The following is a 16,774-nucleotide window of genomic DNA, read 5'->3' as shown; positions in this document are numbered from 1 at the left end:
TTGGCCGCTGCCGCGCTGCCGGTGGCCGGTGGCGCACTGGCCGCGATGCCGCTGGGCGTCGTCGTCACGGCCGTCGGCGCGGTGCCCCTCGTGGCCGCCGCGGCCGCCGTCGCGCTGACCGCCCTGGCCCGCGGAGACCTCGAGTCGGCCGCGGGGGTCGGCGCCGTCGCGATGCTCGGCCTGGTGGCCGGTGCGCTCGTCGTCGTCCAGCGACGCCGCGCCGCCGCCGAGCTCGAGGCCGCGCTGCAGCTGGCCGACGCCGTCTCGGTGGTCGACGAGACCACCGGCTGCTACAACGCCAACGGCCTCGACCTCCTCGCCCGCCACGTGCTGGGCTCGGCCCGGCGCACCAGCGGCGCCATGCACGCCTCCCTGGTCCAGCTGGGCGACCTCGAGCCGGTCTCCGAGCTCGGCGGGCCCCAGGCCGTCGCCGAGGTGGTCGGCGGCGTCGCCGACGCGCTGCGCGGCAGCACCCGCGGCGCCGACATCGTGGGCCGCTGGGCCGACGACCTCTTCGTGGTGCTCGGTCCGGGCACCGGCACCACCCCCGCCGAGCTCGAGCGCCGCCTGCGCGTGCGCCTGCTCGGCACCCCCGACGCCCCGCTCGTGCGCTGGGCCTGCTCGCTGACCGTCGGCTCCGGGATCCTCGAGCCCTGGGACTCCGGGGGCCTGGCCGAGCTGGTCTCCCGCGCCGAGCAGGACCTGGCGCTGCGCCGCGCCCTGCGCGCCCCGAGCGCCGCCGAGCCGGTCCGCGCCCAGCCCGTCCCGCGCTCCGAGGACAGCTCCGGCCCCGTGGCCTGACCCCTCTCCCTCCCGCTCGTTGGCGCGGGGTGGCCCTGCGCCAGTCCTCGACTGGTGCTGAGCACCCCAGTGCGGCCCCAGGGGCTCGAGGGCCTCACCCTGGGCCCGCCACGGCGGAGTCCAGGGGCAGCGGGAGCTGGATCCTGCCCCTGGACCCCGCCGTCGCCGAGGTGGGTGGCTCTGCGCCGTCCCGCGAGTGGCACGGGGTGGCCCTGCGCCAGAAGGAGTGGCACGGGGCCACCCCGTGCCAGTCGGAGACGCCCGGGAGCGGACTGGCGGTCGGGACGGCGGGGACGGCGGGCGCGGCCTAGCCTCGCCGGGTGCCTCCCCGCCACGGCGTCGTCGTCGACCTCGTGCGGGCGTGCCACCCCGTGCCCGCCGCCGCCGTCACCGGCTTCGCCGCCGCCCTGGCGGCCGCGAGCGCACCCGACGGCGCGCCGCGCCGAGCCCGGTGGGGCGCCGCCGCCCGGACGGCGGCCGCCGTGGGCCTGGGGCAGCTCGCCGTCGGGTGGGCCAACGACGCCGTCGACGCGCCGCTCGACGCCGCCGCCGGCCGCACCGAGAAGCCCGTCGCCGCGGGCAGGCTGCCGCGCGCCCTGGTGGCGGGCCTCGCCGTCGCCGCGACGGCGGCCGCCGTCCCCGCCTCGCTCCAGCTCGACCGCACGGGCGGGAGGGGGAGCGGCACCGGCCGCCTGCACCTCGCGGTCCTGGCCGCGGCCCTCGGGTACGACCTCGGGCTGAAGGGCACCCCGGCGAGCCCCCTGCCCTACCTGGCCTTCTTCGGCTCGCTGCCGGCGGTCGCCGCGGGGGCCGCCGGGCGACCCGCGCCCCGCCTGCTCTGCGCCGCCGCCGGGCTGCTCGGGCTGGCCGGCCACCTGGCCAACACCGTCCCCGACGCCGAGGCCGACGCCGCCACCGGCGTCCGGGGGCTGCCCCAGCGCCTCGGGCCGCGGGCCAGCCGCACCGGCGCGGCGCTGGGGGTGGCCGCCGCCGACGCCCTGCTGCTCACCGGCCGGGGCGCACAGCTGCGGCCGCCCGCCCGGGCGCTGCTGCTGGCCGCCGGCGTCGCGGGGGCCCTCGGCGCCGCGGCCGACGGGCGCACGGGCTTCCGGGCCGTCATGGCCGCCGCCGGCCTGAGCGTCGCCGGGGTCCTCACCGACGCCGCCGGCGGCTCGAGGGCCCTGCTGCGCTGACGCCCGGAGACCGGGTGCGGCGCGCTACTACCCTGGTGGTGACGCCGCCGGGAGCGACCGGCGCCCCCCGAGAGGACCTCCCACCGCATGAGCACCACGGACCAGCCCGCCCCCGCGACCAGCGACGCACCGCCCCAGCGGTACACCGCTCAGCTCGCGGCCGAGCTGGAGCTCGCGTGGCAGCAGCGCTGGGCCGACGAGGGCACCTTCGAGGCCCCCAACCCCAGCGGGCCGTGGGGAGACGCCGAGGCCGTCGCCGGGCGCGAGCCGCTGTTCGTCATGGACATGTTCCCGTACCCCTCGGGCGCCGGGCTGCACGTCGGGCACCCGCTGGGCTACATCGCCACCGACGTGTGGGCCCGCTACCAGCGCATGTGCGGCCGCAACGTGCTGCACACGCTCGGCTACGACGCCTTCGGCCTGCCCGCCGAGCAGTACGCGGTGCAGACCGGGCAGCACCCCCGGGTGACCACCGAGGCCAACATCACCACGATGCGCCGCCAGCTGCGCCGCCTGGGCCTGGGCCACGACGCCCGCCGGTCGATCTCCACCATCGACCCGGAGTACTACCGCTGGACCCAGTGGATCTTCCGGGAGCTGTTCGAGAGCTGGTACGACCCGGAGCACGTCCGCGCCGACGGCGGCCGCGGCGCCGCCCGCCCGGTGGCCGAGCTGCGCGCCGCCTACTCCTCCGGTGCCCGCCAGCCGGAGGACGGCTCCGACTGGGCGCAGCTGGACGACGTCGCGCGGCGCCGCCTGGTCGACGCGCACCGCCTGGCCTACGTCTCCGACACGCCCGTCAACTGGTGCCCGGGCCTGGGCACGGTGCTGGCGAACGAGGAGGTCACCGCCGACGGCCGCAGCGAGCGCGGCAACTTCCCCGTGGTCAAGCGCCCGCTGAAGCAGTGGATGCTGCGCATCACCGCCTACGCCGACCGCCTGGTCGACGACCTGGACCGCCTCGACTGGCCCGAGGCGGTCAAGTCGATGCAGCGCCACTGGATCGGCCGCTCCACCGGCGCCCAGGTGCGGTTCGCGCTGGTCGGCGCCCCCGGTGCCGCTGCCGGAGCGGGAGACCTGGAGGTCTTCACCACCCGCCCCGACACGCTGTTCGGCGTCACGTTCATGGTGGTCGCCCCCGAGCACGCCGCCCTCGACGCGCTGCCCGCCGCCTGGCCCGACGGGACGCCCGGGGCCTGGACCGGTGGCGCCGCGACCCCCGCCGAGGCGGTCGCCGCCTACCGCGCGCAGGCCGCCGCCCGCACCGACGCCGAGCGCACCGACGAGGGCCGCACCAAGACCGGCGTCTTCACCGGCCTGCACGCCACCAACCCCGTGACCGCACCGCCGTCCCCGTCTTCACGGCCGACTACGTGCTGATCGGGTACGGCACCGGCGCGATCATGGCCGTCCCCGGCCAGGACGAGCGCGACCACGCCTTCGCCGAGCGCTTCGAGCTGCCCGTCATCCGCACGGTGCAGCCGCCGGAGGGCTTCGAGGGCGGGGCGTTCACCGGTGAGGGCCCGGCGATCAACTCCTCCAACGACGACGTCGACCTCGACGGGCTGGACGTCGTCGCCGCCAAGGAGCGCATCGCGGCGTGGCTGGAGCGCACCGGCGCCGGCCGCCCCGTGACCACCTACCGCCTGCGCGACTGGCTCTTCAGCCGCCAGCGCTACTGGGGAGAGCCCTTCCCGGTCGTCTACGACGAGCACGGGCTGCCCCTGGCCGTCCCAGCCGACCAGCTGCCGGTGCTGCTGCCGGAGGTGCCCGACTACTCCCCGCGCACCTTCGAGCCCGACGACGTCACCAGTGACCCCGAGCCGCCGCTGGCCCGCGCGCAGGAGTGGGTGCACGTCACCCTCGACCTGGGCGACGGCCCGAAGCAGTACCGCCGCGAGACCAACACCATGCCCAACTGGGCGGGGTCGTGCTGGTACGAGCTGCGCTACCTCGACCCGCAGAACACCGAGCGCCTGGTCGACCCCGAGGTCGAGGCGTACTGGATGGGCCCGCGCCCCGACCGGGCAGCCGGCGCTCCCGGCTCGACGGACACCGGCGGCGTCGACCTGTACGTCGGCGGCGTCGAGCACGCCGTCCTGCACCTGCTGTACGCCCGCTTCTGGCACAAGGCCCTGTTCGACCTGGGCCACGTCTCCTCCGAGGAGCCGTTCCGCCGGCTGTTCAACCAGGGCTACGTGCAGGCCGACGCCTTCACCGACGAGCGCGGCTTCCACGTGCCGGCCGCCGACGTCGTGGAGACCGCCTCGGCGAGCGGCGCCCGCGAGTTCACCTACGAGGGCGAGCCCGTCACCCGCGAGTACGGGAAGATGGGCAAGAGCCTGAAGAACGTCGTCACGCCCGACGAGATGTACGAGGTGTACGGCGCCGACACCTTCCGCCTGTACGAGATGTCGATGGGCCCGCTCGACCAGTCCCGGCCGTGGGAGACCCGCGCCGTGGTCGGGTCCCAGCGGTTCCTGCAGCGGCTGTGGCGCAACGTCGTCGACGAGACCACCGGGCAGCTCGTCATCACCGAGGAGCCCGCCAGCCCGGCCGTCCGCGCCCTGGTGCACCGCACCACCGACGGCGTCTCGGCCGACCTCGCGGCGCTGCGCTTCAACACGGCGATCGCCAAGCTGATCGAGCTGAACAACGAGCTCACCAAGCTGTCCGCGGCGCCCCGCGAGGCGGTCGAGGCGCTGGTGCTCATGCTGGCGCCGCTGGCCCCCCACGTCGCGGAGGAGCTGTGGAGCCGCCTGGGCCACACCGGCTCGCTGGCCCACCACCCGTTCCCGCAGGCCGACCCGGCCCTGCTGGTCCAGGAGACGGTGACCTGCGTGGTGCAGGTGCAGGGCAAGGTCCGCGACCGCCTCGAGGTGCCCGCCGACATCACCGAGGACGCGCTGCGCGAGCTCGCCCTCGCCTCCCCGGCGCTGCAGCGGGCGCTGGACGGCCGCGGTGTGCGCACCGTCGTGGTGCGGGCCCCGAAGCTCGTCAACGTGGTCCCCGCCTGACGCGCCGACCGGCCGGCTGACGCTCGACGGCCCCGGGTCGCCCACAGGGGCGCCCGGGGCCGTCGCCGTCCACAGGCGGGCTCCGCGGCGCCCGGCGCGCCGCGCGGCGGGGCCAGCCTGGTCCGGTGCTGGAGGACGACGGCGGCGCTGGCCACCCGCCGCTGCGCGACCGGTCCGCGGTGCGCTCCCCGCCGTCGCGGGCGCAGCGGCGCCGCGAGGAGGAGGCGTGGTCGCCGACCGCGTGGGAGCTCCTGCGCGAGGGCCGCTGGGCCCTGGCGCCGAGCGCCGCGGCAGGGGGCCTGGTGGTCGTCGCCGGCGTCGTCGTGCTGCTCGTCCTGGGGCTGGGCACCGGGGGAGGTGCGGTGGCCACCCCCAGCCCCGGCGTGGCCGTGCCGCTGCGCGGGAGCGCCAGCGCCCCCGCCGCCGGGGCGGCTCCCGGGGCGGCTCGGGGGGCCACCTCCGGGACGACGCCGAGCGCGCTCGCGGCGGGCGGCGCCGCGACGGGCGAGGTCGTCGTCCACGTCACCGGTCAGGTGGCCCACCCGGGGATCGTGCGCCTGCCTCCGGGGGCGCGGGTGGACGACGCGCTGCAGGCCGCCGGCGGTCCTCTCGAGGGAGCCGACCTGCGACGGGTGAACCTCGCGCGGGTCCTCGCCGACGGCGAGCAGCTCGTGGTCCCGGCCCCGGGGGAGGAGGTCTCCGCGCCGCCGGAGCCGGTCGGCGCCGCGGGGTCCTCGGCCCCCGGCCGCGGCACCGGAGACGGCAGCGGGGGCACCACCGGGGGACTGCTCGACCTGAACACCGCCACCGCCGCGGAGCTCGACGCGCTGCCGGGGGTGGGCCCGGTGCTGGCGCAGCGCATCCTCGACCGCCGCGCCGCGCAGGGGCCGTACACGAGCGTCGACGAGCTGGCCGAGGTCGACGGCATCGGCCCGACGATCCTGGCGCGGCTCTCGCCGCTCCTGCGAGCGTGAGGAGCGTGGTGCCCGCCCCCGCCGCGCGGCAGGGCGGGGACCCGGAGGTCCACCGCCTGGACCTGCGGCTGGTGGGGCCCGCCCTGGTGGTCTGGGGCGCAGCCGCTGCCGCCCCGTCCGCGCGCCCGGTGGTCCTGGGGGGTGTGGCCGTCACCGCCGTCGCGGTCGCCGTGGGCCTCCTCGGGCTGCGCCGCGCAGGACCGGCGGCCCTGGCGCTGGTGCTCGTGGGAGCCGTGTGCGCGTCGGTGCTGGCCACCCAGGTGGCCCGGGGTCGCGGGCAGCTCGAGCCGCTGGCCGCCCAGCGGGCGGTCGCCGTCGTGGAGGGCGGTGCCACGACCGACGCGCACCGGGTCCGCCCGGACCCGGCGCGCCCCTGGGCGGACCGCTCGCCCCGCTGGGTCGTGCGGCTGCACGCCGACCGGGTCACCGGGCGCGGCCGCACGACGGCGGCGGACGCCGAGGTGCTCGTGCTGGGCGGCCCGGCCTGGGAGGGCGTGCGCCGGGGAGACCGCGTGGTCGCCCGCGGGCGCCTGGAGGCGACGGAGCCCGCTGACCCCGCCAGCGCGGTCCTGGCCCCGCTGGGAGCCCCGGCCACCTCCCCTCCCACCGGGCGGTGGGCCCGCTGGGGCCAGGAGCTGCGGTCGGGGCTCGTCCGCGCCTGCGCGTCCCTGCCGCCCGACGCGCGCGGCCTGCTCCCCGGCCTGGTCGTGGGCGACACCACCGCCCTGCCGCCGGACCTCGACGCGGCGATGCGGGCCACGGGGCTCACCCACCTCACCGCGGTGAGCGGAGGCAACACCGCGCTGGTGACGAGCGCCGTCCTGGTGCTGATGACGGCGCTCGGCGCCGGCCGCCGCACGCGCCTGCTGCTGGCGGGGGCGGCGCTGCTGGCCTTCGCCGCGCTCGCCGGGAGCGAGCCCAGCGTCCTGCGGGCCGCGGTGATGGGGGCCGCCGTGCTGCTCGGCACCGGGGTCTCGCGGGGTGGTGCGGGGGTGCCCGCGCTGGCAGCGGCCGTCACGGCGCTGCTCGTGCTGGACCCGTGGCTCGCCCGGGCGGCGGGCTTCGCGCTGTCCGTGCTGGCCACCGGGGCACTGCTCGTGTTCGTCCCGGCCTGGTCGGAGCGCCTGGCCCGACGGGTCAGGCGGCTGGGCCGGCTGGGCCCGCTCAGCCGCCACCGGCGTCGCGCGAGCCCGCGAGGGCCGTCGGGGCGCCTGGGGCGGGCTCTCGCCGCAGCGCTCGTGGTGCCGATCGCTGCCCAGGCCGTGTGCGCTCCGGTGCTGCTCCTGCTGGTGCCCGACGTCCCGCTGCTCGCCGTCCCCGCCAACCTCCTCGCGGCGCCCGCCGTCGCGCCGGCGACGCTCCTGGGGCTGGCCGCCGTGGTCCTGGAGCCGCTCTGGCCGGCGGGCGCGGGCGCCGCCGCGCGCCTCGGGGGACTGGGCGCCCAGTGGCTGGCGCTGGTCGCCCGGACCGGCGCGGCGGTCCCCGGCGCGCAGCTGCCCTGGCCGCAGGGCCCCCTGCCGGCCCTGGGCCTGGCCGCCCTCGTCGTCGGGCTCGCCCTGGCTCCCCGGGCGCTGCGGCGGTGCCTGCGGTGAGCCGGCCGGGGAGCGGCGCGTGAGGGGGGCGGGGAGCGTCGCACGGGCGTGGCAGGGTGTCGCCGTGGCCACCTCCCGCACCCCGTCGCGCTCCCGTCCGAGCAGCGCCGGGGAGCAGGCGCGGGCCGCCGGCGCGCTGCCGTGGCACCTCGCCGAGCCGGGTCCGGTCGTGCTGGTCACCGGCCCGGAGGCCCTCCTGGCCGAGCGCGCCGTCGAGCGGGTGCGCGCCGCGTGCCGCGAGCGCTCGCCGGACCTCGAGGTGGTCTCGGTGGAGGCGGCCACCTACCGCACCGGCGAGCTGTCGCAGTGGACCAGCCCCTCCCTGTTCGAGGAGGCGCGCCTGGTGGTGGTGACCGGCCTCGAGGCCGCCCCCGACGCCCTGGTCACCGACGTCACCGCAGCCCTCGGGGAGCTCCCCGACGACGTCGTCCTCGTGCTCCGCCACGGCGGGGGCGCTCGCGGCGCGGGGCTGCTCAAGGCCGCGCGGGCGGTGCCGGGAGCGGTGCTCGTGGAGTGCCCGCCCGTCAAGACGCCCGCCGAGCAGCGGGCCTTCGCCCAGACCGAGCTGAAGGCGCACGGCCGGGGCATCGAGGAGGCGGCCCTGGAGGCGCTGCTGCTGGCCGTCGGCAGCGACCTGCGGGCGCTCGCGGCGGCGTGCTCCCAGCTCGTCGCGGACGTGCCGCCCGCCGGGCGGGGCCGTGCGGCGCGCATCACCGAGGACGACGTGCAGCGCTACTACGGGGGCCGCGCGGAGGTGACCGGGTTCAAGGTGGCCGACGCCGCCGTGCTGGGCCACCACGCGGAGGCGCTGCGGCTGCTGCGCCAGGCGCTGGAGTCGGGGCTCGACCCGGTGCCGCTCGTCGCGGCGCTCGCGCTGAAGCTGCGGTCGATGGCGAAGGTCGCCTCCGCCGGCCGCGGCTCCGACCAGGTGCTCGCCAAGAGCCTCGGCATGGCGCCGTGGCAGGTGCGCACCACCCGCGACGCCCTGCGCGGCTGGACGCCCGACGGCATCGCCGCCAGCATCACCGCGCTCGCCGACGCCGACGAGGCCGTCAAGGGCGGGAGCCGCGACCCCCGCTACGCCGTCGAGCGGGCGGTCATCGCCGTGGTCCGCGCCCGGGGTGCCGGCGACTGAGGCACCAACGGCCCAGGCGCACCCGGCCAGGCGCACCCGGGAACGACGGAGGGCGGTGACGGACCTCGGTCCGTCACCGCCCTCGGTGCTGGTGCTCGACCAGCGCCCCGCTCAGGAAGCGGAGGAAGCGACCTTGGCCAGCGCCGACTTGCGGTTGGCGGCCTGGTTCTTGTGGATGACGCCCTTGGAGACGGCCTTGTCGAGCTTGCGGCTCGCGGCGCGCAGCGCGGCGGCGGCGGTCTCGGCGTCGCCGGACTCGGCAGCCGTGCGCACGGAGCGGACGACGGTGCGCAGCTCGGACTTCACGGCCTTGTTGCGCAGGCGCGCCAGCTCGTTGGTGCGGTTGCGCTTGATCTGGGACTTGATGTTGGCCACGGGCCGGTCACTCCGTCGCGATTCAGGGGGCGGTTCTCAGGACAGGTACTGCGTACTGCTGAAGCTCTCCGCGGCACCCGGCTCGGTCGGTGTCCGACCGCGACGATGCACGCGCAACGGCTGAGACTACCAGTGGTGGGGCGAGCCCCCGGACGCGCCCGGCGGCGACGCGCCCGGGGCGCGCGACCTGCCCGACCGCCCCACCGCAGGGGCCCGCTGATCGGTACGGTCCGGCCATGGACGTCAGGGGGAGCGCGCGGTGACGCCAGGAGCGAGCCACGGGGTGGACGCGGGGGGCGGGCTGTTCGACGGCTACGCGGAGGCGGCGCTCGCCAGCGGCGCGTGGGACGAGATGTTCACGGCCGACATGGGCGTGCGCGAGACCAGCGCCCCCGTGCACGCGGCGCTCGCCGGCACGGAGCTGCGCGACCTGCGCGGCCGGGCCGACGCGCTGGCGAGCTCCTACCAGGACAAGGGCATCACCTTCGCCGTCGGCGGCGAGGAGCGCCCGTTCCCGCTCGACGTGGTGCCGCGGGTGGTCAGCGCCCAGGAGTGGAGCGTCGTCGAGGCCGGCGTCGCCCAGCGCGTCGCGGCGCTGGAGGCCTTCCTCGCGGACGCCTACGGCCCGATGCGCGCGGTGGAGGACGGCGTCGTCCCCCGCTCGGTGATCACCTCCTCCTCCCACTTCCACCGCGTGGTCGCCGGCATCGAGCCGCCCAACGGCGTCCGGGTGCACGTGGCGGGGGTCGACCTGGTCCGCGACGCCGAGGGCGCCTTCCGCGTCCTGGAGGACAACGTCCGGGTGCCGTCCGGCGTCAGCTACGTGCTGACCAACCGCAGCGCGATGGCGGGCGCGATGCCGCAGGCCTTCAGCGACCAGCGGATCCGCCCGGTCGCGGCGTACCCGCGCCGCCTCCTGGCGGCGCTGCGCGCCGCGGCCCCGGTGGGCGTCGACGACCCGACCGTCGTCGTCCTCACCCCGGGCGTCTACAACAGCGCCTACTTCGAGCACGCGCTGCTGGCCCGCAGCATGGGCATCGAGCTGGTCGAGGGCCGCGACCTCGTCTGCCGCGGCGGGCGCCTGCTGATGCGGACCACGGCGGGCCTGCGCCCGGTGCACGTGGTCTACCGCCGCGTCGACGACGAGTACCTCGACCCGGTGCACTTCCGGTCCGACTCGATGCTCGGCTGCCCGGGGCTGGTCAACGCCGCCCGCGCCGGCAACGTGACGCTCGCGAACGGCATCGGCAACGGCGTCGCGGACGACAAGCTGCTCTACACCTACGTGCCCGACCTGGTGCGCTACTACCTCGGCGAGGACCCGGTGCTGCCCAACGTGCCGACCTGGCGCCTGGAGGAGCCCGAGGCCCGCGAGGAGGTCTTCGACCGCCTGGCCGAGCTCGTGGTCAAGCCCGTCGACGGCTCCGGCGGCAAGGGCATCGTCATCGGCCCGGCCGCGACCGCCGTCGAGCTCGACCAGCTGCGCGAGCGCGTCAGCGCCGACCCCCGCGGCTGGATCGCCCAGCCCGTGGTGCGCCTGTCGACGGTGCCCACCCTGGTGGGGGAGAAGATCGCCCCCCGGCACGTGGACCTGCGGCCGTTCGCGGTCAACGACGGCTCCCGGGTGTGGGTGCTGCCCGGCGGCCTCACGCGCGTGGCCCTGCCCGAGGGCGAGCTGGTGGTCAACTCCTCCCAGGGCGGCGGCAGCAAGGACACCTGGGTGCTCGCCGACGACCGCCCCGACGACCCGGCACCCGTGCGCTCGCGCTCGGTGGCCGTGCCCCCGGCGCCCAGCGCCCCGCCGGACGCGGGCCCGGGCGGTGGCGGCGCGGCGGACGTCCGCGACCAGCAGCAGCAGCAGCAACAGGTCCAGCAGCGGGTCCAGCAGCGAGCGGGGGGTGCGACGTGCTGAGCCGGATCGCCGAGGCGCTGTTCTGGATCGGCCGCTACGTCGAGCGCGCCGAGGACACCGCCCGCCTGCTCGACGTCCAGCTGCAGCTGCTCGTCGAGGACCCGTGGATCGACGAGGGCACGGCCTGCGCCAACCTCCTGTCGGTCATGGGCGCCCCCCTCGAGGACGCCCAGGACGGCGACGGCGCGCCCGCGCCGCGCGCCGACCGCCGGACGGTGCTCGACAGGCTCGGGTACGACCCGTACTCCTCGGCCTCGATCGTCGCCTCCATCGGCGGGGCCCGGGAGAACGCCCGCCGGGCCCGCGAGACGGTCTCCACAGAGATGTGGGAGGTGCTCAACACCGCCTACAACACCGTGCCCACGGGCCGGTGGCGCGCGGTGAGCCCGCACACGTTCTTCGCGTGGGTCCGCGACCGCACCTCCACCGTCACCGGCATCGCCGACTCCACGATGAGCCGCGACGACGGCTGGCTGTTCCTCGTGCTCGGCCGCAGCATCGAGCGGGCTGACATGACCGCCCGGCTCATCACGTCGACCGCGAGCCTGGGAGGGCCCGCCAGCCGCTGGCCCTCCCTGCTGCGCGCCTGCGGCGCCCACGAGACCTTCCTGCGCACCTACCGGGGCCTGGAGGACGAGACCGAGGCGGCGGAGTTCCTGCTGCTCGACAGGCTCTTCCCGCGCTCGGTGGTCCACGCCCTCGCGCAGGCCGAAAAGTGCCTGGCCGAGCTCGAGTCGAGCGGGCAGCGCGCCGGCGTCTTCGACGAGGCCCAGCGCCGCCTGGGCCGCACCCGCGCCGAGCTGGAGTACCGGCCGCTGGCCGACGTGCTCGCGCACCTGCCCGACGAGATGGAGCGGGTGCAGCGCACCTGCTCGGCCGCCAGCGACGCCGTCGCCCGTCGCTACTTCTCCAGCGGCGAGGCGCTGACCTGGATGGGGGGCAGGGCGTGAGCATGCGCCTGCGCATCGCGCACCACACCGGCTACCGCTACGGCGGACCGGTCACCAGCTCGTACAACGAGGTCCGCGTGACCCCGATGACGACGCCGGAGCAGACGGCGCTGCGCACGCGCCTGGAGGTGCGCCCCGCCCCGTGGCAGCACGTCTACCACGACTACTGGGGCTCCCAGGTGACCGTCTTCGAGGTGCACGAGGCGCACTCCGAGCTGGCCGTCACCGCCACCTCCACCGTCGAGGTCGACAGGCCGGGAGCACCGCCGCCCGGGGGCAGCTGGGAGCAGCTGCGCGACCCGGCCGTGGTCGACGAGGTGGTCGAGCTGCTCGCGCCGTCGGCGCGGACGACCCCGCCGCCGGAGCTGGCCGAGCGCGTCAGGTCCCTCGCCGGGGCCGGCGCCTCGCCGGACGACCTCGCCGCGGAGATCTGCCGCGTCCTGCACGCCGAGGTGCGCTACGTGCCCGGCGCCACCGGCGTGCACTCCCGCGCCGCCGACGCCTGGGGGGAGCGCGCCGGCGTCTGCCAGGACTTCGCCCACCTCGCCCTGGGGGCGCTGCGCCTGGCGGGCATCCCCGCCCGCTACGTCTCCGGGTACCTGCACCCCGACCCCTCCGCGGTGGTCGGGGCGACGGTGACCGGGGAGTCGCACGCGTGGGTCGAGTGGTGGGCCGGGGAGTGGTTCGGCTGGGACCCCACCAACGACGTCGCCCCCGGCGACCGGCACGTCATCGTCGCCCGCGGGCGCGAGTACGCCGACGTGCCGCCCCTGAAGGGCGTCTACGCGGGGTCCGCCTCGTCGCAGATGGTCGTCAAGGTCGACATCACGCGCCTGGCCTGACGGCGGCCGGGCCCACCGGCCCGGCCGCCCCCGGCCGCGCGCGGCCGCCTGCGCCCCGTGGGGCTCAGCCGACCGTCGCCGGCAGGGTCGGGGCGCGGCGCACCTGCGTCTGCGCCTCGAACGCCGCGGCGTACCCGAGGACGTCGACGTCGTCCCACCGGGCGCCGAAGAAGGTGACGCCCACCGGCAGCGCCGCGGAGGGGCCCGCGTACCCGGCGGGCACCGTGACGGCCGGGTACCCGGCCACCGCGGCCGGTGTCGAGCTGGCGTAGGTGAACGCCGGCGGCTCCCCGTCGGTGTCCTGGTAGCTCAGCAGGTCGGGCGGGGTGCCGGTGAGGGCGACGACGGCGTCGAGGTCGTCGGCCTCACCCGGGCCCTGCGCGAGCACGGTGTCGATGGACGCGCGGGCGAGCCGGCGCGCCTCCTCCCGGGCCGCGGCCACCTGCGGGGAGTCGGCCGCCGGCCCCGCCAGCGCGGCCTCGAACGTCTCCTGGCCGAAGAGCGCGAGCTCGACGGGGTCGGCGGCGTTGAACGCGACGAGGGCGGCGAGGTCGGCGGGCACCTGCGCCCCCTGCGCGGTGCGGCCGGCCAGGTGGGTGTCGATGTCGCGGGAGAACTCCGGCCCGAGCGCCAGGCCCTCCCCGGCGCCGACGGCGGCCTGGTCCGGGAGCTCGACCGGGACGGCGGTCGCCCCGGAGCCCCGCAGCGCGTTGACGGCCGCGGCGTAGACGGCCTCGACGTCGTCGTCGACGGCGGCGCGCTGGTCGGCGTCGAGCACCCAGTACCCGAAGCGCGCCCCGGCCAGCGACGGGCCGTTGCCCTCCACCAGGCGCCCGAAGGACGTGTCCACGCCCTCGGGCCGCTCCAGGGTGGCCGGGTCGGCGGCGTCGGTGCCGTCCAGGGCCTCCATCGCCAGGGCCGCGTCGACGGCGTGGCGGGCCATCGGACCGGCGGTGTCCTGCTCCAGCGACAGGGGCACCACGCCGGTGCGGCTGACCATCCCCAGCGTCGGCTTGACCCCGACGACGCCGTTGGTGGCCGCGGGGCACACGACCGAGCCGTCGGTCTCGGTGCCGATGGCGACCTGCGCCAGCGACGCCGCGACCCCGGCGCCCGACCCGGAGGACGAGCCGCAGGGGTCGCGGTCGAGCGCGTACGGGTTGCGGGTCTGCCCGCCGACGCCGCTCCAGCCGCTGGTGGCGGTGGTGGAGCGGAAGTTGGCCCACTCCGACAGGTTCGCCTTGCCGATGACGACGGCGCCCGCCTCCCGCAGCTGGGCGGTGAGCGAGGCGTCGGGCGCGAGGTTCCCCAGCAGGGCCCGGGAGCCGGCCGTGGTCGGGAGGCCGGCGGAGCCGATGTTGTCCTTGAGCAGCACCGGCACCCCCTCGAGGGGGGTGCGGGCCCCGTGCGCGGCGCGGTGGGCGTCGCTGGCGCGGGCCTGGTCGAGGGCGGTCGGGTCGAGCGCGAGGACGGCGCCCACCTGCGGGTCGACGTCGCGGATGCGCTGCAGGTACGCGGCGGTGAGCCCGGCCGCGGTGAGCTCGCCGGCAGCGATCCGCGACTGCAGCTCGGGGATGGTCAGGGCGTCGAGGTCGAGCGCGGGGACCTGCAGGCCGTCGGCCTGCGCCGCGGCGAGCAGCGCTGCCGCGTCGCGGGGGGCGGCGGTGCCGGTGGCGGCCGGGTCCTGCGCCGTCGGGCCGGCGGGAGCGGCGGGGGGCGCGGGAGCGACGGGGGCGGCCGGCGGCGCGGGTGCCGCCGCCGGCGGCGCGTCGGTGGCCGGGGGAGCGGCGGGGTCGAGCCCCGCGGCCAGGGCCGCGCCGGGCGGCAGCACCAGGACGCCGGCGAGGGCGGTCGCCAGCGCGGTGCGCCGGGCACCGGCTCGTGCGCCCGAGCGGGTGCGGACCGGGGTGGGGCGGGACATCAGGACCTCCCGAGGGCGACGACGACCTGTGAGCGGGTTGTGCTGGTCCGTCACCGTAGGGGCGATCCGTCCCGCTGTGCGCGTCGGGCGCTCGGTCCGGTCGGGGCCGGGTCCGGTGCCTGGTCCGTGGGACCATGGGGTCGTGCCCCCCACTCCCTCGCCGCAGCAGTCCGCGTCGGGCATCCAGCCCGCGTCCACGGCGCCGGAGCTGCTCCGGAACTTCTGCATCATCGCCCACATCGACCACGGCAAGTCGACCCTGGCCGACCGGATGCTGCAGATCACCGGCATCGTCGACAGCCGGGCGATGCGCGCCCAGTACCTCGACCGCATGGACATCGAGCGCGAGCGCGGCATCACCATCAAGAGCCAGGCGGTTCGCATGCCGTGGGCGCCGCGCAGCCACGGCGGCGGCTCCGGCGAGGCCGACCGCATCGGGCGGATGCACGCCCTGAACATGATCGACACCCCGGGGCACGTCGACTTCACCTACGAGGTCTCGCGCTCCCTGGCCGCCTGCGAGGGAGCGGTGCTGCTGGTCGACGCCGCGCAGGGCATCGAGGCGCAGACGCTCGCCAACCTGTACCTGGCGATGGAGAACGACCTCGTCATCGTCCCGGTGCTCAACAAGATCGACCTGCCGGCGGCCCAGCCGGAGCGCTACGCCGACGAGCTCGCGAAGCTGGTCGGCTGCGAGCCGGAGGACGTGCTGCGCGTCTCCGGCAAGACCGGTGCCGGCGTCGAGGAGCTGCTCGACAGGATCGTCGACGTCGTGCCCGCGCCCACCGGTGACCCGGACGCGCCGGCCCGCGCGATGATCTTCGACTCCGTCTACGACACCTACCGCGGCGTGGTCACCTACGTCCGCGTGGTCGACGGCGTGCTCCGCCCGCGCGAGCGCATCGCGATGATGTCGACCCGCGCCCAGCACGACCTGCTGGAGATCGGCGTCTCCAGCCCCGAGCCGACCCCCTCGCAGGGCCTGGGCGTCGGCGAGGTGGGCTACCTCATCACCGGCGTGAAGGACGTGCGCCAGAGCCGCGTCGGCGACACCGTCACCAGCGCCCTCAAGCCGGCCGCGGAGCCCGTGGGCACCTACGAGGACCCCAAGCCCATGGTCTTCTCGGGCCTGTTCCCCATCGACGGCTCCGACTACCCCCTGCTGCGCGACGCCCTCGACAAGCTGAAGCTCAACGACGCCGCGCTGGCCTACGAGCCGGAGACGTCGGTGGCGCTGGGCTTCGGGTACCGCTGCGGGTACCTGGGCCTGCTGCACCTGGAGATCACGCGCGACCGCCTCGAGCGCGAGTTCGGGCTCGACATGATCTCCACCGCGCCGTCGGTGGTCTACCAGGTCACGCTCGACGACGGCCGCGAGATGACCGTCACCAACCCCAGCGAGTACCCCGCGGGCAAGGTCTCCGAGACCCGCGAGCCCGTGGTCCGCGCCACCGTGCTGACGCCGGCGGAGTACATCGGCACGATCATGGAGCTGTGCCAGCAGCGGCGCGGTGAGCTGCAGGGGATGGACTACCTCTCCGAGGACCGCGTCGAGATGCGCTACCGGCTCCCGATGGCCGAGATCGTCTTCGACTTCTTCGACGCCCTGAAGTCGCGCACCCGCGGGTACGCCTCCTTCGACTACGAGGTCGACGGCGACCAGGCCGCCGACCTCGTCAAGGTCGACATCCTGCTGCAGGGCGAGCAGGTCGACGCGTTCTCCGCCATCGTCCACCGCGACAAGGCCTACGCGTACGGCGTGATGATGGCCACCAAGCTCAAGGACCTCATCCCGCGCCAGCAGTTCGAGGTGCCGGTGCAGGCCGCGATCGGCGCGCGCGTCATCGCCCGCGAGACGGTCCGCGCGATCCGCAAGGACGTGCTCGCCAAGTGCTACGGCGGCGACATCACCCGCAAGCGCAAGCTGCTGGAGAAGCAGAAGGAGGGCAAGAAGCGGATGAAGATGGTCGGCCGCGTCGAGGTCCCCCAGGAGGCCTTCGTGGCCGCGCTCTCCACCGACACCCCCACCGGCAAGGACGCGGGCAAGAAGTAGCCCCGGTCG

Annotated in this window: 11 protein-coding genes and 1 pseudogene; 10 read left to right on the top strand and 2 right to left on the bottom strand. The window is 76.8% G+C overall.

The annotated features are described in order from the left end of the window. The 6 genes and pseudogenes from F1641_RS12400 to holA form a co-directional block, all read left to right on the top strand. On the top strand, positions 1–801 hold an 801-nt coding region (locus F1641_RS12400; protein ID WP_194905862.1), incomplete at its 5' end, for a GGDEF domain-containing protein. A gap of 320 nt (positions 802–1,121) precedes the next feature. Beyond that, entirely contained in the window at positions 1,122–1,994 is an 873-nt protein-coding gene (locus tag F1641_RS12395) for a UbiA family prenyltransferase (protein WP_194905861.1), read from the top strand. A gap of 87 nt (positions 1,995–2,081) precedes the next feature. Then, positions 2,082–5,011 (top strand): annotated as a pseudogene (gene leuS, locus F1641_RS23880) (leucine--tRNA ligase). Positions 5,012–5,136: 125 nt separating this feature from the next. Next, on the top strand, positions 5,137–5,985 hold the full coding sequence (locus tag F1641_RS12385) for a helix-hairpin-helix domain-containing protein (protein ID WP_206691067.1): 849 nt from the start codon (positions 5,137–5,139) through the stop codon (positions 5,983–5,985). Positions 5,986–5,993: 8 nt separating this feature from the next. Then, entirely contained in the window at positions 5,994–7,577 is a 1,584-nt protein-coding gene (locus tag F1641_RS23270; protein WP_194905858.1) for a ComEC/Rec2 family competence protein, read from the top strand. A 64-nt stretch (positions 7,578–7,641) separates the two neighbouring features. Next, entirely contained in the window at positions 7,642–8,712 is a 1,071-nt protein-coding gene (gene holA / locus F1641_RS12375) for a DNA polymerase III subunit delta (RefSeq protein ID WP_206691066.1), read from the top strand. 111 nt (positions 8,713–8,823) lie between these two features. Here holA and rpsT read toward each other — a convergent pair whose 3' ends face one another. Beyond that, the gene (gene rpsT, locus F1641_RS12370; RefSeq protein ID WP_194905856.1) at positions 8,824–9,087 is read right to left on the bottom strand and encodes a 30S ribosomal protein S20; all 264 of its coding nucleotides are present in this window, start codon (positions 9,085–9,087) and stop codon (positions 8,824–8,826) included. A 352-nt stretch (positions 9,088–9,439) separates the two neighbouring features. Between rpsT and F1641_RS12365 the strand changes: the two genes are divergently transcribed. From F1641_RS12365 to F1641_RS12355, 3 genes are read left to right on the top strand one after another with little or no spacing between them, the layout of a single operon-like run. After that, complete coding sequence (locus F1641_RS12365; RefSeq protein WP_194906030.1) at positions 9,440–10,999, top strand: circularly permuted type 2 ATP-grasp protein; 1,560 nt, start codon at positions 9,440–9,442, stop codon at positions 10,997–10,999. Continuing rightward, on the top strand, positions 10,993–11,949 hold the full coding sequence (locus tag F1641_RS12360; RefSeq protein ID WP_194905855.1) for an alpha-E domain-containing protein: 957 nt from the start codon (positions 10,993–10,995) through the stop codon (positions 11,947–11,949). The genes F1641_RS12365 and F1641_RS12360 overlap by 7 nt, the downstream gene beginning before the upstream one ends. Further along, the gene (locus F1641_RS12355; RefSeq protein ID WP_194905854.1) at positions 11,946–12,791 is read left to right on the top strand and encodes a transglutaminase family protein; all 846 of its coding nucleotides are present in this window, start codon (positions 11,946–11,948) and stop codon (positions 12,789–12,791) included. Before F1641_RS12360 ends, F1641_RS12355 begins: the two co-directional genes overlap by 4 nt. 64 nt (positions 12,792–12,855) lie before the next feature. Here F1641_RS12355 and F1641_RS12350 read toward each other — a convergent pair whose 3' ends face one another. Next, complete coding sequence (locus F1641_RS12350) at positions 12,856–14,712, bottom strand: amidase family protein (protein ID WP_194905852.1); 1,857 nt, start codon at positions 14,710–14,712, stop codon at positions 12,856–12,858. Between the two features lie 142 nt (positions 14,713–14,854). Here F1641_RS12350 and lepA point away from each other — a divergent pair, with 142 nt between their 5' ends. After that, positions 14,855–16,765: a translation elongation factor 4 gene (gene lepA / locus F1641_RS12345; protein WP_194905850.1), complete on the top strand. Its 1,911-nt coding sequence runs from the start codon at positions 14,855–14,857 to the stop codon at positions 16,763–16,765. Positions 16,766–16,774 lie beyond the last annotated feature (9 nt).

The sequence above is a fragment of the Quadrisphaera sp. INWT6 genome (genome assembly GCF_015390235.1).
Classification (GTDB): Bacteria; Actinomycetota; Actinomycetes; order Actinomycetales; family Quadrisphaeraceae; genus Quadrisphaera.
Note: the sequence above shows the minus strand (reverse complement) of the source record. Positions and strands in the feature narration are given on the sequence as shown.